25 protein-coding genes are annotated in these 26780 nt (G+C 75.5%); 17 read left to right on the forward strand and 8 right to left on the reverse strand.

Translation table 11 applies throughout. From position 1 onward, the window contains the following. Positions 1-71: 71 nt before the first annotated feature. Positions 72-545, reverse strand: coding sequence for an Lrp/AsnC family transcriptional regulator (locus tag BLS21_RS20395; RefSeq protein WP_091222869.1), 474 nt, complete (start codon positions 543-545; stop codon positions 72-74). Between the two features lie 83 nt (positions 546-628). Here BLS21_RS20395 and BLS21_RS20400 point away from each other — a divergent pair, with 83 nt between their 5' ends. After that, entirely contained in the window at positions 629-1579 is a 951-nt protein-coding gene (locus BLS21_RS20400) for an ornithine cyclodeaminase family protein (RefSeq protein WP_091222872.1), read from the forward strand. Beyond that, entirely contained in the window at positions 1576-2703 is a 1128-nt protein-coding gene (locus tag BLS21_RS20405) for an aminotransferase class I/II-fold pyridoxal phosphate-dependent enzyme (RefSeq protein WP_091222875.1), read from the forward strand. Before BLS21_RS20400 ends, BLS21_RS20405 begins: the two co-directional genes overlap by 4 nt. A 9-nt stretch (positions 2704-2712) precedes the next feature. Here BLS21_RS20405 and larA read toward each other — a convergent pair whose 3' ends face one another. Beyond that, the gene (larA, locus tag BLS21_RS20410; RefSeq protein WP_091222878.1) at positions 2713-3996 is read right to left on the reverse strand and encodes a nickel-dependent lactate racemase; all 1284 of its coding nucleotides are present in this window, start codon (positions 3994-3996) and stop codon (positions 2713-2715) included. 163 nt (positions 3997-4159) lie between these two features. On the opposite strand from larA, the gene larE reads away from it, so the two are divergent. From larE to BLS21_RS25330, 4 genes are all read left to right on the forward strand, one after another. Further along, positions 4160-4969 carry an ATP-dependent sacrificial sulfur transferase LarE gene (gene larE, locus BLS21_RS20415; protein ID WP_091222881.1) on the forward strand — a complete coding sequence of 270 codons (810 nt, stop codon included), beginning with the start codon at positions 4160-4162 and terminating at the stop codon, positions 4967-4969. After that, the gene (gene larB, locus BLS21_RS20420) at positions 4966-5694 is read left to right on the forward strand and encodes a nickel pincer cofactor biosynthesis protein LarB (RefSeq protein ID WP_091222883.1); all 729 of its coding nucleotides are present in this window, start codon (positions 4966-4968) and stop codon (positions 5692-5694) included. Before larE ends, larB begins: the two co-directional genes overlap by 4 nt. Then, positions 5691-6872 carry a nickel pincer cofactor biosynthesis protein LarC gene (gene larC, locus BLS21_RS20425; protein ID WP_091222885.1) on the forward strand — a complete coding sequence of 394 codons (1182 nt, stop codon included), beginning with the start codon at positions 5691-5693 and terminating at the stop codon, positions 6870-6872. The genes larB and larC overlap by 4 nt, the downstream gene beginning before the upstream one ends. A 91-nt stretch (positions 6873-6963) precedes the next feature. Further along, positions 6964-7131 (forward strand): hypothetical protein, encoded by a 168-nt coding sequence (locus tag BLS21_RS25330; RefSeq protein WP_175479673.1) that lies wholly within the window; start codon positions 6964-6966, stop codon positions 7129-7131. Between the two features lie 82 nt (positions 7132-7213). Here the strand turns inward: BLS21_RS25330 and BLS21_RS20430 are convergent, their stop codons facing one another. After that, on the reverse strand, positions 7214-7939 hold the full coding sequence (locus BLS21_RS20430) for a hemerythrin domain-containing protein (RefSeq protein WP_091222888.1): 726 nt from the start codon (positions 7937-7939) through the stop codon (positions 7214-7216). Positions 7940-8095: 156 nt separating this feature from the next. On the opposite strand from BLS21_RS20430, the gene BLS21_RS20435 reads away from it, so the two are divergent. The 5 genes from BLS21_RS20435 to BLS21_RS20455 all read left to right on the forward strand — a co-directional run bounded on the left by BLS21_RS20435 (position 8096) and on the right by BLS21_RS20455 (position 13961). Further along, positions 8096-8890 carry an alpha/beta fold hydrolase gene (locus BLS21_RS20435; RefSeq protein WP_091222891.1) on the forward strand — a complete coding sequence of 265 codons (795 nt, stop codon included), beginning with the start codon at positions 8096-8098 and terminating at the stop codon, positions 8888-8890. A 7-nt stretch (positions 8891-8897) separates the two neighbouring features. Further along, positions 8898-11171 (forward strand): SpoIIE family protein phosphatase, encoded by a 2274-nt coding sequence (locus tag BLS21_RS20440; protein ID WP_091222959.1) that lies wholly within the window; start codon positions 8898-8900, stop codon positions 11169-11171. A 106-nt stretch (positions 11172-11277) separates the two neighbouring features. Further along, entirely contained in the window at positions 11278-11631 is a 354-nt protein-coding gene (locus BLS21_RS20445; protein ID WP_091222893.1) for a hypothetical protein, read from the forward strand. A gap of 90 nt (positions 11632-11721) precedes the next feature. Further along, the gene (locus BLS21_RS20450; protein WP_091222896.1) at positions 11722-12888 is read left to right on the forward strand and encodes an acyl-CoA dehydrogenase family protein; all 1167 of its coding nucleotides are present in this window, start codon (positions 11722-11724) and stop codon (positions 12886-12888) included. Next, the gene (locus BLS21_RS20455; RefSeq protein ID WP_091222899.1) at positions 12888-13961 is read left to right on the forward strand and encodes an acyl-CoA dehydrogenase family protein; all 1074 of its coding nucleotides are present in this window, start codon (positions 12888-12890) and stop codon (positions 13959-13961) included. Before BLS21_RS20450 ends, BLS21_RS20455 begins: the two co-directional genes overlap by 1 nt. A gap of 197 nt (positions 13962-14158) precedes the next feature. Here the strand turns inward: BLS21_RS20455 and BLS21_RS20460 are convergent, their stop codons facing one another. Together BLS21_RS20460 and BLS21_RS20465 are read right to left on the reverse strand one after the other, a co-directional pair. Next, positions 14159-14779 carry a hypothetical protein gene (locus tag BLS21_RS20460; protein WP_091222901.1) on the reverse strand — a complete coding sequence of 207 codons (621 nt, stop codon included), beginning with the start codon at positions 14777-14779 and terminating at the stop codon, positions 14159-14161. A 102-nt stretch (positions 14780-14881) separates the two neighbouring features. Further along, positions 14882-15502 carry an antibiotic biosynthesis monooxygenase gene (locus tag BLS21_RS20465; RefSeq protein ID WP_091222905.1) on the reverse strand — a complete coding sequence of 207 codons (621 nt, stop codon included), beginning with the start codon at positions 15500-15502 and terminating at the stop codon, positions 14882-14884. Positions 15503-15824: 322 nt separating this feature from the next. Between BLS21_RS20465 and BLS21_RS20470 the strand changes: the two genes are divergently transcribed. From BLS21_RS20470 to BLS21_RS20485, 4 genes are all read left to right on the forward strand, one after another. After that, a complete protein-coding gene (locus tag BLS21_RS20470; RefSeq protein ID WP_091222907.1) occupies positions 15825-17291 on the forward strand; it encodes an aldehyde dehydrogenase family protein in 1467 nt (488 codons plus the stop codon). Between the two features lie 37 nt (positions 17292-17328). Then, on the forward strand, positions 17329-18972 hold the full coding sequence (locus BLS21_RS20475; protein ID WP_091222909.1) for an APC family permease: 1644 nt from the start codon (positions 17329-17331) through the stop codon (positions 18970-18972). A 70-nt stretch (positions 18973-19042) separates the two neighbouring features. Then, complete coding sequence (locus BLS21_RS20480) at positions 19043-20878, forward strand: putative nucleotidyltransferase substrate binding domain-containing protein (protein WP_175479674.1); 1836 nt, start codon at positions 19043-19045, stop codon at positions 20876-20878. Next, positions 20878-21555 carry a 3'-5' exonuclease gene (locus BLS21_RS20485; protein WP_091222915.1) on the forward strand — a complete coding sequence of 226 codons (678 nt, stop codon included), beginning with the start codon at positions 20878-20880 and terminating at the stop codon, positions 21553-21555. Before BLS21_RS20480 ends, BLS21_RS20485 begins: the two co-directional genes overlap by 1 nt. 62 nt (positions 21556-21617) lie before the next feature. On the opposite strand, the gene betA is transcribed toward BLS21_RS20485, so the two are convergent. From betA to BLS21_RS20500, 3 genes are all read right to left on the reverse strand, one after another. Then, a complete protein-coding gene (gene betA / locus BLS21_RS20490; protein ID WP_091222917.1) occupies positions 21618-23303 on the reverse strand; it encodes a choline dehydrogenase in 1686 nt (561 codons plus the stop codon). Between the two features lie 67 nt (positions 23304-23370). After that, positions 23371-24543 (reverse strand): NAD(P)/FAD-dependent oxidoreductase, encoded by a 1173-nt coding sequence (locus BLS21_RS20495; RefSeq protein WP_091222919.1) that lies wholly within the window; start codon positions 24541-24543, stop codon positions 23371-23373. Further along, a complete protein-coding gene (locus tag BLS21_RS20500) occupies positions 24540-24866 on the reverse strand; it encodes a bifunctional 3-phenylpropionate/cinnamic acid dioxygenase ferredoxin subunit (RefSeq protein WP_091222922.1) in 327 nt (108 codons plus the stop codon). Before BLS21_RS20500 ends, BLS21_RS20495 begins: the two co-directional genes overlap by 4 nt. 119 nt (positions 24867-24985) lie before the next feature. On the opposite strand from BLS21_RS20500, the gene BLS21_RS20505 reads away from it, so the two are divergent. Both BLS21_RS20505 and BLS21_RS20510 read left to right on the forward strand, forming a co-directional pair. Then, on the forward strand, positions 24986-25780 hold the full coding sequence (locus BLS21_RS20505) for an IclR family transcriptional regulator (protein WP_091222924.1): 795 nt from the start codon (positions 24986-24988) through the stop codon (positions 25778-25780). A gap of 147 nt (positions 25781-25927) precedes the next feature. Beyond that, positions 25928-26780: aromatic ring-hydroxylating oxygenase subunit alpha (locus BLS21_RS20510; RefSeq protein WP_091222926.1), on the forward strand; the 853-nt coding region annotated here is incomplete at its 3' end.

The raw sequence follows: 26780 nt of genomic DNA on the forward strand, positions 1-26780 counted from the left end.
GCACCGGACGCGGGGCCCACCCGGCGGGCGAGCGCGGTGGCGGTGCTGCGTCGGACCGCCGTCGGCACCACTCACCGCCGGGGCGTCGGGCGCACCGGTGCGGGCGACGGCGGCTTCACGGACTCCAGGCGGAGCAGGGTGGTCACGCGCGACGCGCCGATCCTGGGCAGGGTGCGCAGCACCTCCTGCAGCTCACGGGTGTCGGCGGCGGCGACGTGGAGGAGGACGTCGTCGGCCCCGGTGACGGAGTCGGCACGCAGGACGCCGGGCAGCCGGGCCAGCTCCCGGGCGAACCGCGCGTCGCCCTCGGGCGTGTGCTCGCGGAGCACGACGAGGACGAACGCCTCGACCCGCAGGCCGACCTGCTCGTGGTCGACGACGGCGTGGACCCCGGTGACCACGCCGTCCTGGCGCAGCTGCTGCACCCGGCGCAGCGTCGCAGCCGGGGACAGCCCGATCCTCCGGGCCAGCGCCACGTTCGGCAGGTCGCCCTGCTCCTGCAGCTGGCGCACGATCGCGCAATCGACGTCGTCCAGGAAGCGCACGAGCCGACGATAGTTGCGTCCTCGATGCCGATGGTGACCAGTTCGTTGTCACGAGCGGCAGGTGTCCCGCAGGCTCGACCGCCATGAGCCCCTCTCCGCTGGTCCTCGACGCCGCCGACGTCGACCGCCGGCTGCCCGGCGTGGCCGCCGTCCGCGCGGCCCTGCGCCGGGGCTTCGCCGAGCTGGCGGCCGGCACGGCCGCCCAGCCCCCGCAGGTGCGGCTGCCCCTCCCCGACGGGGCGAGCGACGTGATCGTCTACCCGGGGGCGCTCTGCGGTCCGCGGGCCGCGGGCGTCAAGCTGTCGCCGTACCTGGCCGCCCGACCGGCCGGGGAGCGGGTCACCGCCTGGACCCTGCTGCTCTCGACCGGGGACGGGCAGCCGCTGCTCCTGTGCGACAGCGCCCGGTTGACGGTCGAGCGCACCGCGGGCACGACCGCGGTGGCGGTCGACGCCCTGGCCCCCGCGGACGCCGGCACGCTCGCCGTCGTCGGCGCCGGGCCGGTCGGGCTGGCCCACCTGCGCCACGTCCGCGACGTCCGGGCGTGGCGGCGGGTCGTCGTCAGCTCCCCGGCGCTCGCCGCGGGGGACCCGGCGCGGCTGGCGGCCCTGCGGGCGCTGGCGGTCGAGGTCGAGGTCGTCCCCGACGCGGCCACGGCCGTCCGCGACGCCGACGTCGTCTGCCTGTGCACCTCGGCCGCGCGCCCGGTGGTGGACCTCGCCGACACCCTCGAGGACGCCCTCGTGACCTCCCTGTCCACCAACGCCCCTGGCGCCCACGAGCTGGCTCCCGGGGACGTCGCCCGCTGCGCCGTCTACGTCGACAGCCGCGCCGGCGCCCCCGTGGCCGCGGGCGAGCTGCGGCCACTGGTCGAGGCCGGCCGCGTCGAGGTCCTCGCCGACCTCCCCGAGCTCGTCACGGGGACCGCACCGCCGCGCCCGCCGGGCCGCGCGTTCTTCCGCTCGGTCGGCCTCGGCATCGAGGACCTGGCCGTCGCCGCCCTGCTGGTCGACCCCGGAACGGAGACCGCATGACCACGCCCCCGCCCTTCGCCGCCTTCGACCTGGAGCGGTGGCAGTCCGACTGGGAGCAGCGCGTCGAGGTGAACCTCGCCGACAGCGGCGTCGACCCCGTGCCGCTCGGCGCGCTGCTCGACGGCGACCTCGGCCCGCTCGCCGGGCACCCCCTGCACTACCCCGAGGTCAACGGCACCCAGCGGCTGCGCGAGCGCATCGCCGCCCTCCACCCCGGCTGCCGGCCCGAGCAGGTGCTCGTCACCGTCGGCGCGGCCGAGGCCAACAGCCTCGTCGTGCAGCTGCTCGCCGGGGCCGGCGACCGCGTGGCGGTGATGACGCCGGGCTACCAGCAGGTCCGCGGACTCGCCGCCAACGCCGGTGCCCACGTGGTCGACCTGCCACTGCGGCAGGAGCAGGGCTGGCGTCCCGACCTCGACGCGCTCGCCGACGCCGTGCGCCCCGGGACGGCGCTGGTCTCGGTCAACACGCCGAACAACCCGACCGGCACCGTCCTCACCGACGCCGAGCTGGACGACGTCGTGGCCGCGGCCGAGCGGAGCGGGGCCTGGCTGCACTCGGACGAGGTGTACCGCGGATCGGAGCTCGACGGTCCCGAGGCGCCGAGTGCCTGGGGACGCTCCGACCGGGTGCTCGTGGTCGGCAGCCTGTCCAAGGCGTACGGCCTGAGCGGGCTGCGGGTCGGCTGGGTCGTGGGACCGCAGGACGCCGTCGAGGCGCTCTGGCGGCGCCACGAGTACGCCGCCATCGCCACCGCCAGCCTGTCGATGCTCCTCGCCGAGCGGGCGCTCGAGCCCGCCACCCGCTCCCGGCTGCTCGACCGGCAGCGGACCCTGGCCCGCGCCGGCCGGCGCACCCTGCTCGACTGGGTCGCGGCGCACCCCGACCTCGTCGAGCTCGACCCCCCGGCCGCGACGGCGCTCGGCCTGCCGCGGCTGCTGCGGCAGACCGACTCGGTCGCCGTCGCGACCGCGATCCGGGAGCGGGCGGGTGTGCTCGTCTGCCCGGGCGCGTACCTGGGCGCCGAGGGGCACCTGCGGCTCAGCCACGCGCTCGACCCGGCCCGGACCGCGGCGGCGCTGGACCGGGTCGCCGACGTGCTGACCGCGCTGGGCGCGGCCTGACCGGGTGGGTCAGCCCGCCAGGTAGGGGATGGTCTGCGGTCCCTCGGGGAGGTAGCAGACCCGCGCTCGCGGACCGTGCCGCTCCACCGCCTCGGCGATCGAGGCGGTCAGGTCCGCGGTGGGGGTCAGGTGGGCGGCGCGCACCGCGTCGGGGCCCAGTCCGTCGCAGTACAGCTGGACGTCGGCCTTGCCGAGGATGCGGGCCAGGATCTGCACCTGCCACTGGTCGGGCACGCTGAACCCCTCCGAGGAGATCAGCTCGATCAGGCCCGCGGGGTCGTCGGCCGCGCCGAGGACCTCGGCGAAGGAGCCGTGGTCGGGCAGGCCGTCGGCGCACTCGGCGGCCACCAGGACGCTGCCGCCCGGGCGCACCACGCGCTCGGCGGCGGCCATCCCCTTCACCGCCTGGTAGAGGTTCTGGTCCAGCGGGAAGCCGGAGTTGGTCGTGACGACGACGTCCATCGGCTCGGGCACGGCCCGCATGGCGGCAGCGCGGGCGAGCTCGCAGGCGCGGGCGTGCATCGCGAACAGCTCCCCGCAGACGACGTGGGTGATCCGCTTGGCGCGGTCCAGCAGCACGTCGAGGGCCAGGTGGGGAGGGGCGAGCGCCGCGCACGCCCGGATGTCGCGGTGCACCGGGTTGTCCTCGACGACGCCCCAGGTGGCCAGCGGGCTCCCGATGCGGGTGGCGTCGTGCAGCACCATCACGGTGTCGATCCCGGCCAGGCCGGGGGCCACCATCTTCGGCCCGCCGCTGAAGCCGGCGAAGAAGTGCGGCTCGACGAACCCGGTGGTGATCCGCAGGTCGGCCTGGACCCACAGGGTGTTCAGCTCCAGCGGCACGCCGTCCCCGGCGGTGCCCAGGGAGGTGAGCGAGCTGCGGTCCCGCGCGTCGTGGTTCACGACCCGGCACCGGGACAGCACGTCGGCGCCGAGCATCTCGCGCAGCTCCTCGGCGGTGTTGCCCCGGTGCGTGCCGGTGGCCACGAGGACGACGACCTCGCACCCCGGCGCGGCGGCGTCGATCTCCTCCAGCAGGGCGTGCAGGACCGGCCGGCGCGGCTGGGCCCGGGTCCCGTCGCAGACGGAGATCGCGACGGTCATCCCGGGGCGCACCTGCTCGCGCAGCGGGGGTACCCCGAGGGGGTCGCGCAGGGCGTCGCGCAGGCTCGTCGCCGGGTCGGGGAGCGCCGGGTCGTCCTGCGGGGTGATCACCAGGGCCCCGTCCTGCAGCGGGACGTCGATCGCGCCGCGGCCGTAGGCGAGGGACACGGTCGGGGGTGCAGCCGTCATCGGACCGTCCTCCATCTGCCGGCGGGACGTCGGCCGGGCGGCGACCGACGACGGCAGCCTAGCCACGGCCCCACCGCGGCGGCGGACCGCGGACGGGTCCGCCCGGCGCGGATGCCGCAGGATGGGACGGCGGCCCGTCGGTCGCACGAGGAGAGGACCTGACATGAGGGCGCGGCTGCTGGACCTGCTGGCCGGCCTGCCGTACCGGGCGGTCGCCTGCAGCGGGGGCGTGGACAGCCTGACCCTGGCCGCGGCCGCGCACCGGGCCGCGCCGGGCACCACGCTGGTCGTGCACAGCGTGACCCCGGCCGTCCCCGCGGCGGCCACGGCGCGGGTGCTCGGGACGGCGGCGGCGGAGGGCTGGGACCTGCGCACCGTGCGGTCGCGGGAGTTCGAGGACGAGGGCTACCTGGCCAACCCGCGGAACCGGTGCTACGTCTGCAAGTCCCACCTCTACGACGCGATGGGCGACCTGGTGGCCGTGGCCGGGGGCGGGCACGTCCTGCTCAGCGGCGCCAACGTCGACGACCTCGGGGAGTACCGCCCCGGGCTGCAGGCCGCGGCCGAGGCCGGGGTGCGGCACCCCTTCGTCGAGGTCGGGGCGACCAAGGACGACGTCCGGGCGCTGGCCCGCGAGCTGGGCCTGCCGCACGCGGACCTGCCCGCGTCGCCGTGCCTGGCCAGCCGGCTCTACACCGGGACGGCGGTGACGCCCGCGCGGCTGCACGCCGTCGAGGTGGGCGAGGCGCTGCTGACCGCCCGCACCGGGGTGGCGGTGGTGCGCTGCCGGCTGCGGCAGGACGACGTGCGCATCGAGGTCGGTGCCGCCGACCGGGACCGCGTTACCCCCGACGTCGTCTCCGCGGTGCTGGCCGCCATGCGCGCCGTGGACCCCGGCATCCGCACCGCTGTCCTCGACGACGAGCCCTACCGCCCGGGGCGCGCGTTCACCCTGACCCCGGTGCCGCGGTGACCGACCCCGTCCCCGCCGGCCGGGGGTACGTGGACCTCGGGTTCGCCCGCGTCGACACCGACCGGCGCGCCCGCACCGGGGACCCGGAGGTCGTCTACGCCGCCGGCAAGACCACCGAGGAGGTGGTCGCCATCGTCGCGACGCTGCGCGCGGCCGCGCCGGACCGGCCGGCGCTGGTGACCCGCGCGGTGCCCGAGACCGTCGCCGAGCTGGCCGCGCGCTGGCCCGACGCGCTGGTCGAGCGGTCCACGGTCGCGGTCGGGCCGCTGCCCCGGCCGGCCGGGCTGGTCGCCGTGGTCAGCGCCGGCACCTCCGACGAGCCCGTGGCCACCGAGGCGGCCACCACCCTGCGCGTGCACGGCGCCGGCGTCGTCCGGGTCACCGACGTCGGGGTCGCCGGCCTGCACCGCGTCCTCGACGCCCGGCCGGTGCTCCGGGACGCCGACGTGGTGGTCGTGGTCGCCGGGATGGAGGGCGCCCTGCCGAGCGTCGTCGGCGGGCTGGTCGGGACGCCGGTCGTCGCGGTGCCGACCAGCGTCGGCTACGGCGCCAGCTTCGGCGGGCTGTCCGCGCTGCTGGGGATGCTCAACTCCTGCGCCCCCGGGGTGGTCGTCTGCAACATCGACAACGGGTTCGGCGCCGGGGTCTTCGCCGCCCGGGTGGCCCGCGCCGTCGACTCCGCCCGCAGCACCGCTGCCGGTCGCTCCGGCGAGCCGCCGGCGTGAGCCGGGTCGGCTGGCTCGACCTGGGCAGCGGCGTCTCCGGCGACATGCTCCTCGGGGCGCTGGTCGGTGCCGGGATCCCGCTGGCCACGATGTCCGCGGCCCTCGAGCCGCTCGGGTTGCCGATCACCCTGCGCCGCGAGGACGTCCGGCGCGGCGGGCTGGCCGCCGTCCGGGTGCACGTCGACGTGCCGGCCGGGGACCAGCCGCACCGGACGTGGGCCGACGTGCGGGGACTGCTGGACCGGCTGGCCGAGCCGCTGCGCTCGTCGGCGTCCGACGTCTTCGCCGCGCTCGCCCGCGCGGAGGCCGCCGTGCACGGCGTCCCCGCCGACGACGTCCACTTCCACGAGGTGGGTGCCCTGGACGCGGTCGCCGACGTGGTCGGGGTGTGCGCCGGCGTGGCCGCCCTCGGCCTGGACCGGCTGGTCGCCTCCCCGATCGCCCTGGGCGGCGGGTCGGTGCGGACGGCGCACGGGCTGCTGCCCGTCCCCGGACCCGCCGTCCTGGCGTTGCTCGCCGACGCGTCGGCGCCGGCCTCCGGCGGACCGGCCGGCGAGGAGCTGGCGACGCCGACGGGGGTGGCGCTGGTGACCAGCCTGGCCTCGGGGTACGGCCCCCTGCCGCCGATGCGGCCCACGGGGACCGGCACGGGAGCCGGCGGCCGGGACCCCGCGGACCGGCCGAACGTGGTGCGGCTGGTGGTGGGGGAGGCCCTCGCGGCGGAGCACCCGCAGCAGGTGGTGGTGCTCGAGGCCAACGTCGACGACCTCGACCCGCGGGCCTGGCCGGCGGTCCTCGCCGACCTGCTGGCCGCCGGGGCCCTCGACGCCTGGCTCACGCCGGTGCTGATGAAGAAGGGACGCCCGGCGCACGTGGTCAGCGCGCTGGCCGAGCCGCTCGCCGTCCCGGCAGTGCGGGCCGTGCTGTTCCGGGGGACGACCACGCTGGGGGTCCGTGAGTCCGGGGTGGCCCGGCAGGTGCTGGCCCGCCGGTTCCGGACGGTGGACGTGGGCGGCCAGCCGGTGGCCGTCAAGCTCGGCCTCGGGCCCGACGGGGAGGTCCTCAACGCCGTGCCCGAGTGGGAGGACGTCGTCCGGGCGGCCGCGGCGCTGGACCGGCCGGTGAAGGCGGTCCTGGCGCAGGCCCTGGGGCTGGCGCAGTCGCTGGCCGGCGGCTGACCGTCCCGGGATGGTGGACGACGGCAACCCGGATGTCATCTCCGTGACACGTCGGCTGCCTAGCGTGAGGGCTGCGACCCCAGGAGGTGCCATGAGCCCGACCACCACCGAGACCCGGACCGATGCCCGGCTCCGGCGCAGCCCACGCGCCCGCCGCCACGCGCGCATCGACCGCAGCGCCTGGACCTGCGCCAACTGCGAGCAGCAGACCCTGCCCCCGCGCAAGCGCTGCGCGGACTGCGGCACCTCTCGCTACTGAGAGGACCCCGTCCTCCCCACCGCGGGCTCGGGGCGGGACCCGGGACGGGGCCGCGGCGAGCCTCGGGAGGGGGCCGGGGGCCTCAGCGAGCGGGCGGTTCGCCGCGCAGCCGGACGACGGTCGCGCGGTGGCGGCGCCGGCCGACCAGCCGCCAGGCCAGCCGGGTGGACGCCGGCAGCCCGGCGAGCAGCCGCGCCCGGTCGGCGGCGCACGCGTCCTCGAGCGCCAGGCCGAGCACCAGCGAGCGCTCGCGCCGCGACAGCGGGCAGCGTGCCGCCCGGGTGACCTCCGCCCACGCCGCGGGGGACAGGTGCGCGCCGAGCAGCGGCAGCAGCTCCCGTTCCTCCTCGGCGGTCTGCGCGTCGACGGCGTCGGCGAGGTCCATGCAGGCCAGCGTGACGGCGTCGCGGGCCTTGCCCGAGGCGGCGACCGCCCACTGCCGCGCGGCCGTGGAGAGGCCGCGCAGCCGCGAGTCGAGGCCGGCGACGCGGGCGTGCCACGCCTCCACCCGCGGCCGCGCGGCCGGCGCCGCGCGCAGCAGCGCCGGCCACAGCAGCTCGCGCTCGACGGCGTGGTGGTGCAGCAGCAGGCGGGCGAGCAGGTCGGCGTGCCGGGTCAGGTCCCGGGTGCGGTCGGCGTCGTCGGCGGACGCCCACGCGCACAGCTCGGCCAGCAGGCCCAGCTCGCGGCGCACCAGCCGGTGCAGCACCAGCTCGGAGGCGACCGCGCGGGAGGTCGGGACGTCGTCCGGGCGACCGGCCGCGGCCGTGCGGGCGGGGGAGTGGTGGAGCGCCGGGAAGGTGGGCATGGCACACCTCCGGAGACGGGGGTCCGGACGCGGCGAGCCTAGGGCCGGCGGCCCCCGCGCGACAGGGCTTCGGGTCCCTGCCGCGTCCCTCCGCCCGGGTCACGACTCGCGGACGGGGGAGGGACAGGAGGGCCCCGCGGCGGTTACGTTGCCGCGGTGAGCGTGATCGCCCGGAACCGGGTCCGCGTGAGCGGGGTGGAGGACGGGCGGCCGGTGGTCTTCGCGCACGGGTTCGGGTGCGACCAGGAGATGTGGCGCCTCGTCGCCCCGGAGTTCGCGGTCGACCACCGCGTCGTCCTCTTCGACCACGTCGGGTCGGGCCGGTCGGACCTGTCGGCCTACGACCCGGTCAAGTACGGGTCGCTGGACGGGTACGCCGCCGACGTCGTGGAGATCTGCCTCGAGCTGGGGCTGGACGACGTCGTCTTCGTCGGGCACTCGGTGAGCGCGATGATGGGCGTGCTGGCCGCGGCCCGCGCCCCGGGGCTGTTCGGCGCGCTGGTCATGGTGGGGCCCAACCCCCGCTACGTCGACGACGGCGACTACACCGGCGGCTTCTCGCGGGAGGACATCGCCGCGCTGCTGGAGTCCCTCGACAGCAACCACCTGGGCTGGTCGGCTGCGATGGCGCCGGTGATCATGGGCAACACCGACCGGCCCGAGCTCACCGCCGAGCTGACCAACAGCTTCTGCCGCACCGACCCCGAGATCGCCCGGCAGTTCGCCCGCGTCACCTTCCTCTCCGACAACCGCGCCGACCTGCCCGGCGTCCGGGTGCCCACGCTGGTGCTGCAGTGCACCGACGACGCCATCGCCCCCGAGGTGGTCGGCCGGTACGTGCACGCCCAGGTGCCGGGCAGCGTCTTCACCCAGCTGGCGGCCACCGGGCACTGCCCGCACCTGTCGGCGCCGGAGGAGACGACCGCCGCGATCCGGGCCTTCCTCGGGTAGCGCGGTGATGGACGAGCCGCGGCGACCGGACCCCCGCGAGGGTCCCGCCGGGCTGCGCCGGCTGCTGGAGGACGACCCGGCCGACCTGTACGAGAACGCCCCGTGCGGCTACTTCTCCGCACTCCCCGACGGGCAGCTCGTCAAGGCCAACCGCACCTTCTGCGAGTGGAGCGGGCGGCCGGTCGGCCAGCTGATCGGGCTGCGCTTCCAGGACCTGCTGAGCATCGGCGGCCGGGTGTTCTACGAGACCCACCTGGCGCCGCTGCTGCGGATGCAGGGGATGGTGCGGGAGGTGGCGCTCGACCTGGTCCGCGCCGACGGGTCGCTGCTGCCGTGCCTGCTCAACGCCGTCGAGGTGCGCGACGACAAGGGCGCGCCGCTGCTGGTGCGGGCGACGGTGTTCGAGGCGACGTCCCGGCGCCGGTACGAGCGGGCGCTGCTGGCGGCCCAGCGCGCGGCGGCGGAGTCCGAGCGCCGGGCGCACACGCTGCAGCAGGTCGTCTCGGAGGTGTCGGCGGCGTCCTCGGCGGGTGACGTGGCCGAGGTGATCGTGCGGCGCAGCCGGGAGGCGGTCGGGGCCAGCGGCGCGGCCCTGTGGCTGGCCACCGAGCGGCGGGCCAGCCCGCGGACCGGGCCGTCGGTGCCGCCGCTGGAGCTCGCCGCCGCCGACGGGATCGCCCCCGAGCTGCTGGAGGCGATGGAGGCCGCGGCCTTCGGCGGCGCGGAGCTCGTGCGCGACGGCGGGGTGCACACGGTGCCGCTGGGCGCGGGGCTGCGGTCGGTGTGGCCGGGGCTGGCCACGGCGATGGAGGAGGCCGGGCAGGAGGCGCTGGTCGTCGTCCCGGTGGACGCCGACGCCCGCCACCTGGGCGCGCTGGTGCTGCTGCTCGGCGTCGCGGGGGACACCGGGCTGATCGACCTCACCCCGCCGGGCGAACGGGGTCAGCTGGTCCAGGCCGACGCCGACCTGCTGGCCACCGTCGGTCGCCAGGCGGGCCAGGCGATCGAGCGGGTGCGGCTGTACGAGGAGACCGCGCGGCACGCGGAGCGCTCGGCGTTCCTGCTCGACGCGGCCAAGCTGATGGCCTCGGCCGGGGACGTCACCGAGACCGCGGAGCGGCTGGCCGAGCTGGCGGTCCCGCGGCTGGCCGACGTCTGCGTCATCGACCTGACCGTCGAGCACGGCCTGGTCCGGGCGGCCGCCCGGCACGGCGACCCGTCGCGGCAGGGCCTGGCCGCCGCGCTGCAGGAGCGGCACCTGCCGCACCACGAGTCACCGCACCCGGCCGTGCAGGCCGTGGAGCTGGGCCGGACGGTGTGGATCCGCGAGGTGACCGACCGGTGGCTGGCCGAGATCACCGCCGACGAGGAGCACCTGGAGCTCGCCCGCGCCCTGGAGCTGGTCAACCTCGTCTGCGTGCCGCTGCTGGCCGACGGGCGCGTCCTCGGTGTCCTCAGCCTGGGCAGCGACCGGCGGCGCGGGCCGTTCACGCCGGCCGACGTCGAGGTGGCCGAGCAGCTGGCGCTGCAGGTGTCGCAGGTGGTGGACAAGGCGCAGCGCCTGGAGCTGGAGACCCGGACGTCGCACACGCTGCAGGCCAACCTGCTGCCGCCGGCGCCGCCGCCGGTGCCGGGGCTGTCGGTCGCCGTCCGGTACCTGCCGGCCAGCCGTGGTGCCGACGTGGGCGGCGACTTCTACGACGTCGTCCCCCTGCCGGGCGGACAGGTGGCCCTGGCGGTGGGGGACGTCGTCGGGCACGACATCCGCGCGGCGGCGGTGATGGGCCAGCTGCGCAGCGTCTACCGGGCGCTGCTGGTCGACCGGCCGCCGCCGAGCGCGGTCATCGACCGGCTGCAGGCGAGCTGGTCGCTGCTGGGCCTGCAGCTCATGGCCACCGCCCTGTTCGCGGTGCTCGACCCGGGCAGCGGCCGGCTGCGGGTCGCCTCGGCCGGGCACCTGGCGCCGCTGCTGGTCGCCGGCGGGACGGCGGAGCTGCTCGAGGTGCGACCCAGCCGGATGCTCGGTGCCCCGGCGGCGCCGGGCCCCGCGGTGGAGTGGGCGGGGGTGCTCGCCCCGGAGGCGACGCTGCTGCTCTACACCGACGGGCTGGTGGAGAGCCGGGACGCCGACCTCGACCGGGGCCTGGCCGCGCTGCGGGACGCGGCGGTGCGGGCCGGCACGACCGACCCCGACGAGCTGTGCGACCGGTTGCTGGCCGAGCTGGCGAGCGGGGTGCGCGCCGACGACGTGGCGCTGCTGGCGATCGGTCGGTCGCCCTAGGTCCGACACGCCGCGGTCCCGGCACGGGTTCCCTCGGACAGCCCTGGCTTCCTGGGCCTGCGCGGGCCACCATCGAGCGCAGGCACGTGTGGCGCGGGAGGCGGCCATGGAGCGTCGACCCAACGCGGTGACCGAGTCGATCGACGGGGCCACCGGCGACATCACGATGTCCGGCGACGCGATGCGGTGGTCGCCGGAGCTGGCCGACGGCCAGGCGCGGGCGGACGGTGTGCCCGGTGCCCTCCCCGGGGTCGACGTCGCGGCCGGCTTCGGCGCGCTGCTCGGCCTCGACGGCCCGGGGGTGCGGCGGCTGGTGTCCGGCGCGGTGACCTCGCTGGCGACCGTGGCCGGGGACGTCGTCGCCGAGCTGCGCCAGCTCACCCGCGGTCCCGAGGAGGACGAGGGCGAGGAGGACGACGGCGACCCGCCCGACGTCCCCCCGCAGGCGTCTCCCGGCTGACCGGGGTCCCCGGACGCCGGCGCGCTGCCCACGCCACCGCCCTGTACAACCAGGGGGGCACAGCCACACCGACGTGGGGAGTCGCACCGCATGAGCAGTTCCCTGACCCTGGCGCCCGCGCCGCCGTCCGAGGCCGCCGAGGAGGTCCGCACCCAGGTGCGGGGGTTCCTGGCCGACGAGCTGGCCGCGGGCACCTTCACCACGCACGTCGACACGTGGCTGTCCGGCGTCGACCCCGCGTTCTCCCGCAAGCTGGGCGAGCGCGGCTGGCTGGGGATGACCTGGCCGAAGCGGTACGGCGGGCACGAGCGCTCGGCGATGGAGCGCTACGCGGTGACCGAGGAGCTGCTGGCCGCCGGCGCCCCCGTGGCGGCGCACTGGATCGCCGACCGCCAGTCCGGGCCGAACCTGCTCCGCTACGGCACCGAGGCGCAGCGGCAGGCGATCCTGCCGCGGATCGCCGCGGGGGAGTGCTACTTCGTCATCGGCATGAGCGAGCCGGACTCCGGCTCCGACCTCGCCTCGATCCGCACCCGCGCGGCCCGCAACGCCGACGGCGACTGGGTGGTCAACGGCGCCAAGGTGTGGACGTCGAACGCGCACCACTCGCACTACGCGATCACGCTCGTGCGCACCGGCCCGCCCGGGGAGGGCCCGCGTGGCAAGCACCAGGGCCTGACCCAGCTGCTGGTCGACCTGTCGCTGCCGGGCATCGCCATCAACCCGATCCGCATCCTCGACGGCGGCCACCACTTCAACGAGGTCGTGTTCGAGGACGTCGTCGTCCCCGGCGACATGCTGCTCGGGGAGGAGGGCGCCGGCTGGCACCAGGTGACCGCGGAGCTGGCCTTCGAGCGGTCCGGGCCGGAGCGGTTCCTGTCGACCTACCCCCTCCTCGCGGAGTTCGGCCGGCGCGCCTGCGACACCGGCGACCGCGCGCAGCTGGCCACGCTGGGCCGGCTCTCGGCGCGGCTGCTGGCGCTGCGCCAGCTCTCCCTGCGGATCGCGGCAGCGCTGGACCGCGGCGAGCTGCCCGACATCCCGGCGGCGCTGGTCAAGGACGTGGGGACGACCTTCGAGGCCGACGTGGCCGACGAGATCCGCCGGGTGGTCGAGGTGACGCCGTCGCTGGACTCGCCGGACCCGCTGGGGCGGGCGCTGGCGGAGGCACAGCTGCACGCGCCGGGCTACACGCTGCGGGGCGGGACCAACGAGATCCTGCGCGGGATCGTGGCGCGCGGGCTGGGGCTGCGCTGATGGCATCCGACCAGGACCTGGTGGTCGAGACCGTCCGGGACATCCTCTCGTCGCACGAGCCGTTCGCCCTCACCGCCGACACCGCGTGGGACGCCGGGCTGTGGGCCGATCTGGCCGAGGCCGGGCTGACCGGGGTGGGGCTGCCCGAGGAGGCCGGCGGTTCCGGCGGCGAGCTGGCCGACGCGGTGGCCGTCGTCCGCACGCTGGCCGCCGGCGCGGGAGCGGTGCCGGTGGCCGAGCAGCTGCTGGCCGCGGGGCCGGCGCTGCTGGCCGCCGACCTCGACCTGCCCGACCCGGCCGAGCCGCTGACGCTGGCGATCGCGGGCGCGGTGCACGCCGAGCCGTCGGACGACGGCGACGGGCCGGGGCGCTGGACGCTGACCGGCACCGCGACCGACGTCGCGTGGGCGGGGGTCGCCAGGCACGTCGCCGTCCTGGCGCAGCCGCCCGAGGGCATCGAGGGCGCCGTGCTCGCGCTGGTGGACGCCGAGGAACTGGCGACCAGCGACGCGCGCAACCTGGCCGGGGAGCCGCGCGGGTCGCTGGTGCTCGGGGGCACCGCGGCGTCCGGCGCGCTGCTGACCGCCGCCCAGGCCGGCGAGGTGCGGGCCCGCTACGCGCTGGCGCGGGCCGTGCAGCTGGCGGCGGCGCTGGAGCAGGTGCTGGCCTGGACGGTGCAGTACGCCGGGGAGCGGCACCAGTTCGGCCGGCCGCTGGGCAGGTTCCAGGCGGTGCAGATGGAGCTGGCGGAGATGGCCGGCGAGGTCACGGCGGTGACCGCCCTGGTCGACGCCGCCGTCCAGACGCTGGACCGCGATGAGGACGTCGTGCTGGCCGCGGCGGCGGCGAAGGTGCGCGCCGGTGCGGCGGTCGAGGTCGTGGCCCGGCTCGCGCACCAGGTGCACGGCGCGATCGGGTTCACCCAGGAGCACCGGCTGCACCACCTGACCCGGCGGCTGTGGTCGTGGCGCGACGAGGCCGGCTCCGAGCTGACCTGGTCGCAGGTGCTGGGCGTGGGCCTGCTCGCCCAGGGCGGCGACGGGCTCTGGCCGGCCCTGACCCGGGTGGTCTGAGGAAGGGCTCCCTGCCCCTGCTGCCGTCCCTCCCGAGGCCGCCCCGAGCGGGCGAGGGGGGACGTGGTCCCTGCGACCTCCACCGCTGCTTCCTCCTGGAAGCAGCGGTGGAGGTCGCAGGAGGAGACCCGGGCGGGCGGGGACCCGGGGCGCCACACCCCGTCGCGGGGCCGGTCGGCCGACCGGCCCCGCCGTGCTCACGCGGTGTCGGGGACCCGCAGGTGGGCGAGGACGAGCTCGAACTCGGCCACCTCGGTGATCTCCCCGTTCCCCGCGGCGGCGAACTCCTCGCGGACGGCCGTGGCGTCGGTCCGGGAGCGCTCCAGCGTCAGGCGGTCGGCGTAGGTGGCCGAGGCGGCGGCCCGGCCCTCCCGGGGGTCGACGAGCAGGCTGGCGCTGCAGAAGCCGTCGAGCTCCTCGAGCCGCGGCAGCAGGCGCGTCCGGTAGGCGTCGAGGGCCGGCGCCATCCGGCTGGGGTCGGTCCGGGTCCAGGTGACCCGGGTGCACGCTCCGTCGGGCGCCTCGCGCACCCGGTGCACCACGGCGATCTCCCACGTGTGCAGCTCCACCGAGCCGCCGAGGACCTCGGCGAAGCGGGCCCGCAGCGGCCGCAGCTGCTCGCCGGTGTCGGCCATGGCGGCCTCGTCCTTCCAGGACGTGGTGGCGATGCAGCGCCCGGAGTCACGGTCGGCGAGCATGGACAGGCCCACGTAGCCGGGCAGTCCCTCGACGGCCGGCATGACCCGGTCCCGCAGGAAGGCGACGCCCTCGTCGATGGCCGCCGGGTCGCCCTGGACGGTGGTGGTGCGTGCGTACACGTGCTCTCTCCTCTCCCGGCGGCCCGGCCGGGGGGTTGCGGATGGCCTCCCTGCAGGGTCCCGCCGCGAGCCTGGGAGCGGTGGGGGCAGGGAGGTCCTTCTTCACGCGGTCTCGGGTACCCGCAGGTGGGCGAGGACCAGGTCGAACTCCCGGACGTCGGTGACGGCCAGGCCCATCCTCGTCGCGAAGTCGTCGCGCAGCGCGCGGGCGCTCTCGCGGTTCTCGACCATGTCCTCCCGGCTGTCGTAGGTGACCGCCGAGACGGCCATGCCCTCGGCCGGGTGGGTCATGAGGCTGACGCTGCAGAAGCCGGCGAGGTCGTCCAGCCGCGGCATGACGCTCATCCGGAAGGCGTCGATGGCGCGCTCCATGCCGTCGGGCTCGCCGCGGATCCACGTCACGCGGGCGCAGGCGCCGTGGTGGGCCTCGTGCCGGCGGTGCATGGCCGACACCTCCCACTCCTGCACCTCGTACCCGCCGCCGAAGACCTCCACCGCCCGGTCCCGCATCGGCCGCACCCCCTCGGCGCTGGCCTGCATCGCCTCCCGGTCGCGCCAGGACGTCGTGACGATGCACATCCCGGAGTCCCGGTCGGCGAGCAGGGACAGCCCGACGCAGCCGTCCATGCCGCGGACGGCGGGCATCAACTCGTCGCGGACGAAGTCGATCCCCGCGTCCATCGACTGCGGGTTGCCACGGATGGTGGTCGAGCGTGCGTACACGGCACCGTTCCTCTCCAGGACGCAGCGGTTCCAGGACGGCGGTGCTCCTGCGGCATCGCCGCGGCGCCCAGGGTCCTCGCGGCGGCAGCACGTGGCAACGACCTGGTGCGCCCTGCGCCGGGACGGGCCCCGGAGCCGGACGGGCAGCGGCTGCCGGCCTCGGGCGGCCCGGTAGCGGGTGCCCTGACCGCACACCCCACCAGCCGACCCCGCCGACCCCCCCGACCGATCGGCGGGCGATCCTTGACGTGGCCGGAGCCACCTACCAAGCTGTCTCGCTGACCACAACAGTCCCGCATACCGCAACAGATATCGGAGGGTCATGCCCAGCCTCTTCATCGGCGGCACCTGGCGGCCGGGGTCCTCGTCGGACCAGCGCGAGGTCGTCAACCCGTTCGACCAGAGCGTCGTCGCGAAGGTCGACGAGGCGACCGTCGAGGACGTCGCCGCCGCCGTCGGTGCCGCCCGGGCGGCCTTCGACGCGGGCGCGTGGTCGGGCACCCCGGCGGCCGAGCGCGGCGCGCTGCTGCGCCGCGTCGCCGACCTCCTGGTGAGGGACCGGGAGGACATCGCCCGGCTGGAGACCCTGGACACCGGCAAGACCGTCGGTGAGAGCCGGCAGGACGTCGACGACGTGGCCTCGGTGTTCCGCTACTACGCCGACCTCGCGGACAAGGACCCAGGCCGCCTGGTCGACGCCGGCCGCACCGACGTGATCAGCCGGGTCGTCTACGAGCCCGTGGGCGTCTGCTCGCTCATCACGCCGTGGAACTACCCGCTCCTGCAGGTGTCCTGGAAGGTCGCACCGGCGCTCGCGGCCGGCAACACGATCGTCGTCAAGCCCAGCGAGGTCACCCCGCTGACCACCATCCGGCTCACCGAGCTGCTGGAGGAGGCCGGCGCCCCCGCGGGCGTGGTGAACCTCGTCCTCGGTGGCCGCGAGGTGGGGGCGGCGATGGTCGAGCACCCCGGCGTGGACCTGGTGTCGTTCACCGGCGGCCTCAGCACCGGGCAGTCGATCCTGCGGGCGGCGGCCGAGACGGTGAAGAAGGTGACCGTCGAGCTGGGCGGCAAGAACCCCAACATCGTCTTCGCCGACGTCGACCTCGAGACCGCCGTCGACAACGCCCTGACGGCGGTCTTCCTGCACGCCGGCCAGGTGTGCTCCGCCGGCACCCGGCTCATCGTCCAGGACGAGATCCACGACGAGTTCGTCGCGGCCGTGGCCGAGCGCGCCGAGCGCATCCGCCTCGGCAACGGGTTCGACCCGGAGACCGAGAGCGGCCCGCTGGTCTCCGCGCAGCACCGGGCGGGCGTGGAGGAGTACGTCGCGGCCGGTGTCCGCGAGGGTGCCCGGCTCGTCACCGGGGGCCGCCGTCCCGAGGAGCCGGAGCTCGCCGGTGGGTTCTTCTACCTGCCGACGGTGTTCGCCGACTGCCGCCGCGACATGCGGATCGTGCAGGAGGAGTCCTTCGGGCCCGTCCTCACCGTGGAGCGGTTCACCACGGAGGAGGAGGCGATCGCGCTCGGCAACGACACCGACTACGGGCTCGCCGGCGCGGTCTGGACCGCCGACACCGCCCGGGCCGAGCGGGTGGCGCGAGCCCTGCGGCACGGGACGGTGTGGATCAACGACTTCGGCCCCTACCTGCCGCAGGCGGAGTGGGGCGGGTTCGGACGGTCGGGGAACGGGCGTGAGCTCGGGCCGTCCGGCCTCGCCGAGTACCGCGAGGCCAAGCACATCTGGCACAACACCGCCCCCGGGCCAGTCCGCTGGTTCAAGGGCTGACCTCTCCCCCCCACCTCATCCACCGGACGGACAGCCCATGAGCGCGCACCCCACGCCGGATGGCGACTCCCACCTCGCCGAGTTCGGCTACAAGCAGGAACTCGACCGCAGCATCGGCAAGTTCTCCAGCTTCGCGGCCGGCGTCAGCTACATCTCGATCCTGACCGGCACGTTCCAGCTGTTCTACTTCGGCTACGGCGCCGGCGGCCCGGCCTACCTGTGGTCCTGGCCGATGGTCTTCCTCGGCCAGCTGATGGTGGCGCTGTGCTTCGCCGAGCTGGCCGCGAAGTACCCCGTGGCCGGGTCGCTCTACAACTGGACCAAGCGACTGGGCAGCCGGACCACCTCGTGGATGACCGGCTGGATGATGCTCACGGCCTCGATCGTGACGCTCTCGGCGACCGTCCTCGCCTACCAGATCACGCTGCCCCAGCTGTGGTCGGGCTTCCAGGTCGTCGGTGACGGCACCGGCACCTACGACTTCGCCGTCAACGCCGTCATCCTCGGCAGCGCCCTCATCCTGTTCACCACGGCGGTGAACGCCTACGGCGTGAAGCTCATGGCGCGGATCAACAGCGCCGGCGTCTTCATCGAGCTGGTCGCGGCCGTGCTGATCATCGTGATCCTGGCCGTGGCGATGACCCGCAGCCCGGTCGAGGTCCTCACGGACACCGCCGGGATGGGCGAGGGCCGGGACCTGGGCTACCTGGGCGCCTTCCTCGTCGCCGCGCTGGCCTCGGCGTACGTGATGTACGGCTTCGACACCGCCAGCTCGCTGGGCGAGGAGACGATCGACCCGCGGCGCACCGCCCCGAAGGCCATCGTCCGTGCGGTCACCGCGTCGTTCCTCCTCGGCGGCCTGATCCTGCTCTTCGGCCTGATGGCGGTCCAGGACCTGAACGACCCGCAGCTGTCCTCGAGCACCGGCGGCCTGCAGTACGTGCTGCTCCAGGTCGCAGGCACCGGGCTGGGCAAGGCGTTCCTGGTCTGCATCATGATCGCCATCACCGTGTGCTGCCTGGCGGTGCACACCGCGACGATCCGCATGATGTTCGCGATGGCGCGCGACAACAACCTGCCGTTCAGCTCCCGGCTGTCGAAGGTCGACCCCAAGCGCAAGACGCCGGTCGTGCCCGCGGTCGTCATCGGCGTCCTGTCCATCAGCATCCTGCTGATCAACATCCGGCAGCCGCAGATCTTCACGGTGATCACCAGCATCGCGATCATCATGATCTACCTGGCCTACCTGCTGGTCACCGTGCCGATGCTGCTCAGCCGGCTGCGGGGCCGCTGGCCGGTCCCCGGGGAGCGCAACGACGGGAGGTACTTCTCGCTCGGCCGCTGGGGCCTGCCGGTCAATATCCTGGCGGTGCTGTGGGGCGGGGGCATGGCGTTGAACCTGGCCTGGCCGCGGCGCGAGGTCTACAACGCGACCGAGCCGCACCACTGGTACCTGCAGTGGGGTGCCTTCGTCTTCATCGGTGCCATCGCGCTGGTCGGGCTGGCCTACTACCTGCTGCGGGCCCGGCACAACACCGGCGTGCTGCCCGAGCACGCCGTCGGCACGGTGCCGGGTGCACCCGCCCCGTCGGGTGTCGGGACGGCGGTCCCGGCCGCGCGCCTCGGCGACCCGGACGAGGACCCGGGGCGCGCCGACGTCCCGGTGGGCGGCCTGCGCTGAGGGAGGACCACCCTCCCGCCCGCACCTCGCAGGCTCGGCGCGGGGCCCTGGAGGGTGGCCGGACGGTGCCGTGAGGGACGTCGCCGAGTTCCTGCAGGGCTGGCCACCGTTCGACGCGCTCTCCGCCGAGGAGCTGCAGCGGGTCGCCGACGCCGCCGAGGTCGAGTACCTCCCGGCCGGGACCGTGCTCATCGAGCAGGGCGAGGCACCCGTCGAGCACCTGCGCGTCGTCCGCCGGGGAGCGCTGGACATCGTCCACGACGGCCGGGTCCTGGACGAGCTCGGTGTGGGGGAGCTGTTCGGACAGGCGTCGATGCTCTCCGGGCTGCCGGCCCGCTTCAGCGTGGTGGCCGCCGAGGACACGCTCTGCTACCGCATCCCCGCCGCGGCCGCGCGGCCGGTGCTGACCCAGCCGGCCGGCCTGCGCTTCGTGGCCCGCTCGCTGCTCGCCGACCCGGTGCCGCGCCGGCACGACGTCGAGCCGGTCGTGGACGCCGCCCACCGCGCGGTCGCCGACCTGCTGCGCACCGAACCCGTCGTCTGTGCCCCCGGCACGCCGGTGCGGGAGGCCGCCGAGCGGATGACCGAGGTGGGCGCGACCGCGGCCGTCGTCGCCGTGCGCGGGGGCGAGCTCGGCATCGTGACCGACCGGGACCTGCGGGCGCGGGTCGTCGCCCGGGGGGTCGCCACCGACACGCCGGTCGAGGAGGTCATGAGCTTCCCGGCGCACACGGTCGCCGCCGACGGCATGAGCGGCGAGGTGCTCCTGGACATGCTGGAGCGGGGGATCCGGCACCTGCCGGTGCTCAGCCCCGACGGCCGCGTGCTGGGCGTGCTGGAGGACGCCGACCTGCTCGCCGCCGCCCCGCGCAGCAGCTTCCACCTGCGGTCGGCGATCGCCCGCGCCCGCACGGTGCAGGACCTGGTGGCCGCGTCCGCCCAGCTGCGCCCTGCGGTGCTCGCCCTCCACGACGCCCGGGTGGCCGCCACGGACATCGCCGGCATCCACTCGGTGGTGTCCGACGCGCTGACCCGGCGCCTGGTCCAGCTCACCGTCGCCGAGGTCGGCGAGCCGTCGGTGCCCTTCACCTGGCTGGCGCTGGGGAGCCTCGCGCGCCGGGAGGCCGTGCCGTCGTCCGACGTCGACAGCGCGCTGGTCTGGTACGGCGCTGCCGACGAGGCCATGCAGGCCGAGCTGCGCGCCGTCGCCGAGGCCGTGGTGGCCGGCCTGGAGGCGTGCGGCTTCCCGGCGGACACCAAGGGCGCGGTCGCCGCGGCACCGCTGTTCATGCGGTCGTACGCGGGGTGGCGGGCGGCCGCGCAGAGCTGGCTCGCAGACCCGACGCAGGAGGCCGCGCTCGTGCTGGTCTCGCTGATGGTCGACGGCCGGCCGGTGTGGGGGATCCGCAACGGGCCGGCGCTGCCGGAGGTCTTCCGGGACGCCCGCCGCCACCCGGGGTTCCTCACGCTGCTGGCCCGGTTCGCGCTGGGCCACCGCCCGCCGACCGGCTTCCTGCGGGACTTCGTCGTCGAGCACGGCGGGGAGCACGCCGGCCGGCTGGACCTCAAGCGGGGCGGGCTGCAGCCGATCGTCGACCTGGCGCGCTGGGCCGGCATGGCCGCCGGCGTCACCAGCGCCTCCACCCCTGCCCGGCTGCGGGCGGCCGCGGAGGCGGGCACGCTCCCGGCGGACGACGTCCGGACCCTCCGCGAGGCCTTCGACCTGGTGCTGGAGCTCCGGCTGGACCACCAGGTCGAGCAGCTGCGGGCCGGCCGGCGGCCCGACGACCACCTCGCCCCGGCCGATCTGGACCCGGTGACGCGCGGAGCGCTCAAGGAGGCCTTCCGCGCGGTCTCCGCCGTCCAGCGGCGGCTGGCCGGCCAGCTCCGGCAGGGGGTGGTGTGATGCTGTCCCTGCCGAGGCGGCCGGGGAGCGCGGCGGCGCTGGCTTACCGGGACGCCGCGCGGGTCCCCGCGGGCACGCCGTGGCGGGAGGCGTCGTTCTGCGTCGTCGACCTCGAGCTCACCGGCCTGGACCCCCGGCAGCACGAGATCGTGTCCTGGGGAGCGGTCTGCGTGGAGGGCGGCCGGGTCGTCTGCGGTACCGCCGCCGAGGGCCTGGCCCGGCCGGAGCGGGGGGTGCCGGCGGAGGCGGTGCGGATCCACGGGCTGCGTCCTGCCGACCTCGCCGACGCGCCGCCGCTGGCGGAGGCGCTCGACGGCCTGCTGCAGGTCATGACCGGGCGGGTCCTGGTGGCCCACGCGGCCTGGGTGGAGCGGGGCTTCCTCGGCCGCGCGCTGCGGGCACGGGGGGTGCGGCTGCGGACGCCGGTCCTCGACACCTGCGCGCTGGGCCGGCTGTGGCTGGCCGGGACGGGGGTGACCCCGCCGTCCGTCGTGTCCCTGGAGGGCCTGGCGGGCGCGCTCGGGGTCCCCAGTTCCCGGCCGCACGAGGCGAGCGGGGACGCGTTCACGACCGCCCAGGTCTTCGTCGCGCTGGCCACGCTCCTGGAGGCGGCGGGCCCCGAGACGGTGGACACCCTCGCCGCGGCCGCCGCGCGGCTGCGCGTCCAGCGTGCCTGAGGGGCGACACGACGACGGCCGCCGCCGACCCTCGGGGCCGGCGACGGCCGTCGTCGTGTCGCTCAGGCCTGGCCGGCGACCTCGCTGACCGAAGCGGGCCGGTGCCGGTAGAACTCGACGTGCTCGGGGGCGAGCGGGGTGTTGCCGAGGATCAGGTCGGCGGCCTTCTCGGCCATCATCATGACCGGCGCGTAGATGTTGCCGTTGGTCACGTAGGGCATGGCCGAGGCGTCGACGACCCGCAGGCCCTCGAGCCCGTGCACCTTCATGCTCGTCGGGTCCACGACCGACAGCGGGTCGGTGCCCATCTTGGCCGTGCACGAGGGGTGCAGCGCGGTCTCGGCGTCCTTGGCCACCCAGCTGAGGATCTGCTCCGGGGTCTCGATCTCGGGCCCGGGGGAGATCTCGCCGCTGCTGAACTCGGCGAACGCCGGCTGCTCGAAGATCCTCCGCGCCACCTGCACCGCCTCGACCCACTCGCGGCGGTCCTGCTCGGTGGAGAGGTAGTTGAACCGCATGGCCGGCTTCACCCGCGGGTCCCGGGACGTGATCTTGAGGGTGCCGCGGGCGTCGGAGTACATCGGCCCGATGTGCACCTGGTAGCCGTGGTCGCCGGCCGGCATCGAGCCGTCGTAGCGGACCGCGATCGGCAGGAAGTGGAACATCAGGTTCGGGTAGGCGACGTCGTCGTTGCTGCGCAGGAACCCGCCGGCCTCGAAGTGGTTGGTCGCGCCGAGCCCCTTGCGGAGGAAGAGCCACTCCGCACCGATCCTCGGCTTGTTCCACCACTTCATCCCCGGTGCGATGGACACCGGCTGCTTGCACGCGTGCTGGATGTAGACCTCGAGGTGGTCCTGCAGGTTCTCGCCGACTCCGGGCAGGTCGGCGACGACGTCGATGCCGAGGGCCCGCAGCTCCGAGCCGTTCCCGACGCCGGACAGCTGCAGCAGCTGCGGGGTGTTGATGGCACCGCCGCTGAGGACGACCTCGCCGGCGTGCACCGTGCGGACCGGCCCGCGGCCGCGGCGGTACTCCACGCCGACGGCGCGCTGCCCGTCGAAGAGCACCCGGGTGACGAAGGCGCGCGTCTCCACGGTCAGGTTCGGGCGGGACTCCACCGGGTGCAGGTAGGCGCGGGCGGCGCTCAGCCGGCGGCCGCGGTGCACGTTGCGGTCGAACGGCGCGAAGCCCTCCTGCCGGTAGCCGTTGACGTCGTCGGTGAGGGGGTAGCCGGCCTCCTGCACGGCGGCGAAGAAGGCCTGGAACAGCGGGCTGGTGGCCGGTCCGCGCTCGAGGACCAGGGGGCCGTCCTTGCCGCGGAACGGGTCGTCCGGCGCGGCGGCCGTGCAGTTCTCCATGCGCTTGAAGTAGGGCAGGCAGTGCGCGAAGTCCCACGTCTCCATGCCCTCGTCGGCGCCCCAGCGCTCGTAGTCCATGGGGTTGCCGCGCTGGAAGATCATCCCGTTGATGCTGCTGGAGCCGCCGAGCAGCTTGCCGCGGGCGTGGTAGACCCTGCGGCCGCCCATCCACGGCTCCGGCTCGCTCTCGTACTTCCAGTCGTAGAGCCGGTTGCCGATCGGGATGGTCAGCGCGGCCGGCATGTGCACGAAGACGTCCCAGAGGGAGTCGTTGCGCCCGGCCTCCAGGACCAGCACCCGGTTGCCGGGATCGGCGCTGAGCCGGTTGGCGAGCGCGCTGCCCGCCGACCCCCCGCCCACGATGACGTAGTCGTACTGCTGCTCGCTCATGTCGTGTTCCTTCACTGTCCGGGGGTGGTGGGGCGGCCGGGCAGGGCCCGCGGCCCGCGTGCAGCGGTCAGGGGAGTGCGGGCTCGGCGGACCGCAGCTGCCGGCGCCAGCGGGTGAACAGGCGGGGCTGGTCCACCCCGAGGACGGCGACGGGACGGCCGTCGCGCTCGTAGACGGCCAGGAAGCTGCGGTCGGCGCAGCTGCCCTCGACCACCCGCACGTCGTCGCCGTCCCCACGGGTCCCGGCGAACTGGATGCGGTGGCCGTACTGCTCGGACCAGAAGTACGGGACCGCCGGCCTCGTGCCGGGGTCGGTGCCGAGCAGGGTGGCGACCGCGGTCGTGGGCTGCTCCAGGGCGTGCGTCCAGTGCTCCACGCGGACGGCTCGACCCGCCTCGGGGGACCAGGACGACGCGCAGTCGCCGACGGCGACGACCCCCGGGACGTCGGTCGCGCAGCGGGCGTCGGTGAGGACACCGCCCTGCAGGGTCACGCCGGAGTCGGCGAGCCACTCCACGTTGGGGACGGCGCCGATGCCCACGACCACGACGTCCGCGGGCAGCCGGCGTCCGTCGGCCAGTTCGACGGCCTCGACCCGGCCGGTGCCGACGAGGCGGGCGACCCCCGTGCCGGAGAGCAGGCGGGTGCCGTGGTCGGCGTGCACCTCGGCGCAGACCGCACCCATCCGGGCCCCGAGCGGACCCGCCAGCGGGACGGGCTGGGTCTCGACGACGGTGACGTCCAGCCCGAGGCCACGGGCGGTCGAGGCCACCTCGGCCCCGATGAAGCCGGCGCCGATCACGACCAGGTGTCCGCCCGCCAGCAGGTCGGCACGCAGGGCGACGGCGTCGTCCAGGGAGCGCAGCACGTGGACCCCGGCGAGCCCCTCGGTCCCGGGGAGCCGGCGGGCGCGGGCACCGGTGGCCAGGACGACGCCGTCGGCCCGGACCTCGCTGCCGTCGGCCAGCCGCACCGCACGGCGGCCGCGGTCCAGGCCGACCGCGGTGGTGCCCAGCCGCCAGTCCAGGTCGAGCGCCTCGTCGGCCGCGGTGCCCAGTGCGAGGTCCTCCCTGGTGTACGTGCCGGCGAGGAACTCCTTGGACAGCGGCGGCCGGTCGTAGGGGGCGTGCGCCTCGTCGCCGATGACGACGACCCGTCCGTCGTAGGACCGCGCGCGCAGCGCGCGGGCGGCCGACAGGCCCGCCAAGGAGGCCCCCACGACCGCGACGGTCGCGGTCACGCCGCGCCCTCGGCCGCCACCCCGACCTGGAGGTGGACCACCCCGTCGACGACGGTCACCGCGTGCGTGCGCACCGGGGTCTTGGCCGGTGGGCCGGACGGCATCCCCGTCCGCAGGTCGAAGCAGGAGGCGTGCAGTGGGCACTCGACGGCGCAGCCCTCGAGCCACCCGTCGGCGAGCGAGGCGTCCTGGTGGGTGCAGGTGTCGTCGATGGCGTAGAACTCGCCGTCGACGTTGAAGACGGCGACGGGCGCGGGCACGTCGGCCGTCACGCGGATCGCCTCGCCGGGGGGCAGGGCGTCGGTCGGGCACACCGGGACCATGGACACTCCGGATCGCTGGTTGCGCTCAGCGCAACGGTCTGCTCTTGACGGAACAGCCTGGCGGCCCCTTCGGAGCGAGTCAAGGGCGCGATGTGAATCGATCTCTCTAGGCTGGGCCGGTGGGCGTCGAGGAGGGTTCTGGTGCGGAGCGGGGTCCGGCTGCGCTGGTCCAGTCGGTCGATCGGGCGCTGAGCGTCCTGGAGATCCTCGCGGTCCGGGGTGAGGCCGGGGTCACCGAGATCGCCGCGGAGCTCGGGGTGCACAAGTCGACCGCGTTCCGGCTGGTCGCCGTCCTGGAGAACCGGGGCTTCGTCGAGCAGCTGGCCGATCGCGGCAAGTACCGCCTGGGCGTCGGGATCGTCCGCCTGGCCGGCGCGACCGCGGCCCAGCTCGACCTCTCCCGGGAGGGGCGCCAGGTCTGCGAGGAGCTCGCGGTCGCCGTCGGGGAGACGGTCAACATCGCCATCCTCGACGGCGACCGGGCGGTCAACATCACCCAGGTGCGGGGCCCGGCGACGATCAGCACCCACAACTGGGTGGGGCGGGGGACGCCGCTGCACGCCACGTCCAGCGGCAAGGTGCTCCTCGCCCACGCCCCCGAGGCCGTGCGGAAGGCCGTGCTGTCCGGCGTCCTGCAGCGCTACACCGACGCCACGGTCACCGATCCGGACGTCCTGCAGCGGCAGCTCGAGGAGGTCGCCGCCCGTGGCTGGGGGGTCACGGTCGAGGAGCTCGAGGTCGGCCTCAACGCCGTCGCCGCGCCGGTGCGCGACGCGGTCGGGCAGGTGGCCGCGGCAGTGAGCGTGTCGGGCCCGTCCTTCCGGATGACCCCGGCGTCCCTCGGGGACCGGGTGGCCCCCCTGGTGGTCGAGGCGGCGAACACGCTCAGTCGGCGACTGGGGTTCTTCGCCTGACGGTGGTTGTGTAGAACGCAACGGGGATCGTAATCTGCAACACAGTCGTCAGCGAGGGGTTCCTGCGGACGACGACGGGGTCCACCCTGCTCTGCACAGTTCGACCGCCGGCGTGCCTGTGTACGCCCGACGCCACCGAGGTGCCGTATGACCGCCACCGATCTGCCCGCGAGCCTGATCTCCACCCTGCCGGGCCACTACTACACCGACCCGGCCGTGTTCGCCCTGGAGCAGTCCCGGGTCTTCGAGACCATGTGGTTCTGCGCGGTGCGCTCGGCGGACCTGCCGACTCCGGGGAAGTTCCGCAAGGTCCAGGTCGGCCGGGAGAGCGTGCTGGTCGTCCGCGGCCGGGACGGGCAGCTGCGGGCCTTCCTCAACATCTGCCGGCACCGCGGCGCGCAGATCTGCACCGAGGACGCCGGTGAGGTCAAGCGGGCCTTCCAGTGCCCGTACCACGCCTGGACCTACGACCTGGCCGGCAAGCTGGTCGCCGCGCCGAACCTGACCAAGATGCCCGACATCGACCGGGTGCAGTACGGCCTGGTGCCGGTGGCGCTGCGGGAGTGGCTCGGCTACGCCTGGGTGTGCCTGGCCGAGCAGCCGCCGTCGTTCGAGGACGACGTCATGGGCGCCATCGCCGAGCGCCTCGGGAGCCGGGAGTCCATCGACGGCTACGAGCTGGACGCGCTCACCGTGGGCCGCCGCATCACCTACGACGTGCAGGCCAACTGGAAGCTCATCATCGAGAACTTCATGGAGTGCTACCACTGCGCGACCATCCACCCCGAGCTCACCGAGGTGCTGCCGGAGTTCGCCGACGGCTACGCCGCGCAGTTCTTCGTCGGGCACGGCGCGGAGTTCGGCGCCGACGTGCAGGGCTTCACCGTCGACGGCGGCGAGGGCTTCGACAAGCTCCCCGGCGTCGACGAGGACCACGACCGCCGCTACTACGCCATCACCGTGCGGCCGACGGTCTTCGTCAACCTGGTGCCCGACCACG

Origin of the sequence: Geodermatophilus siccatus, assembly GCF_900103785.1 — a bacterium.
In the GTDB taxonomy this organism is placed as follows: domain Bacteria; phylum Actinomycetota; class Actinomycetes; order Mycobacteriales; family Geodermatophilaceae; genus Geodermatophilus; species Geodermatophilus siccatus.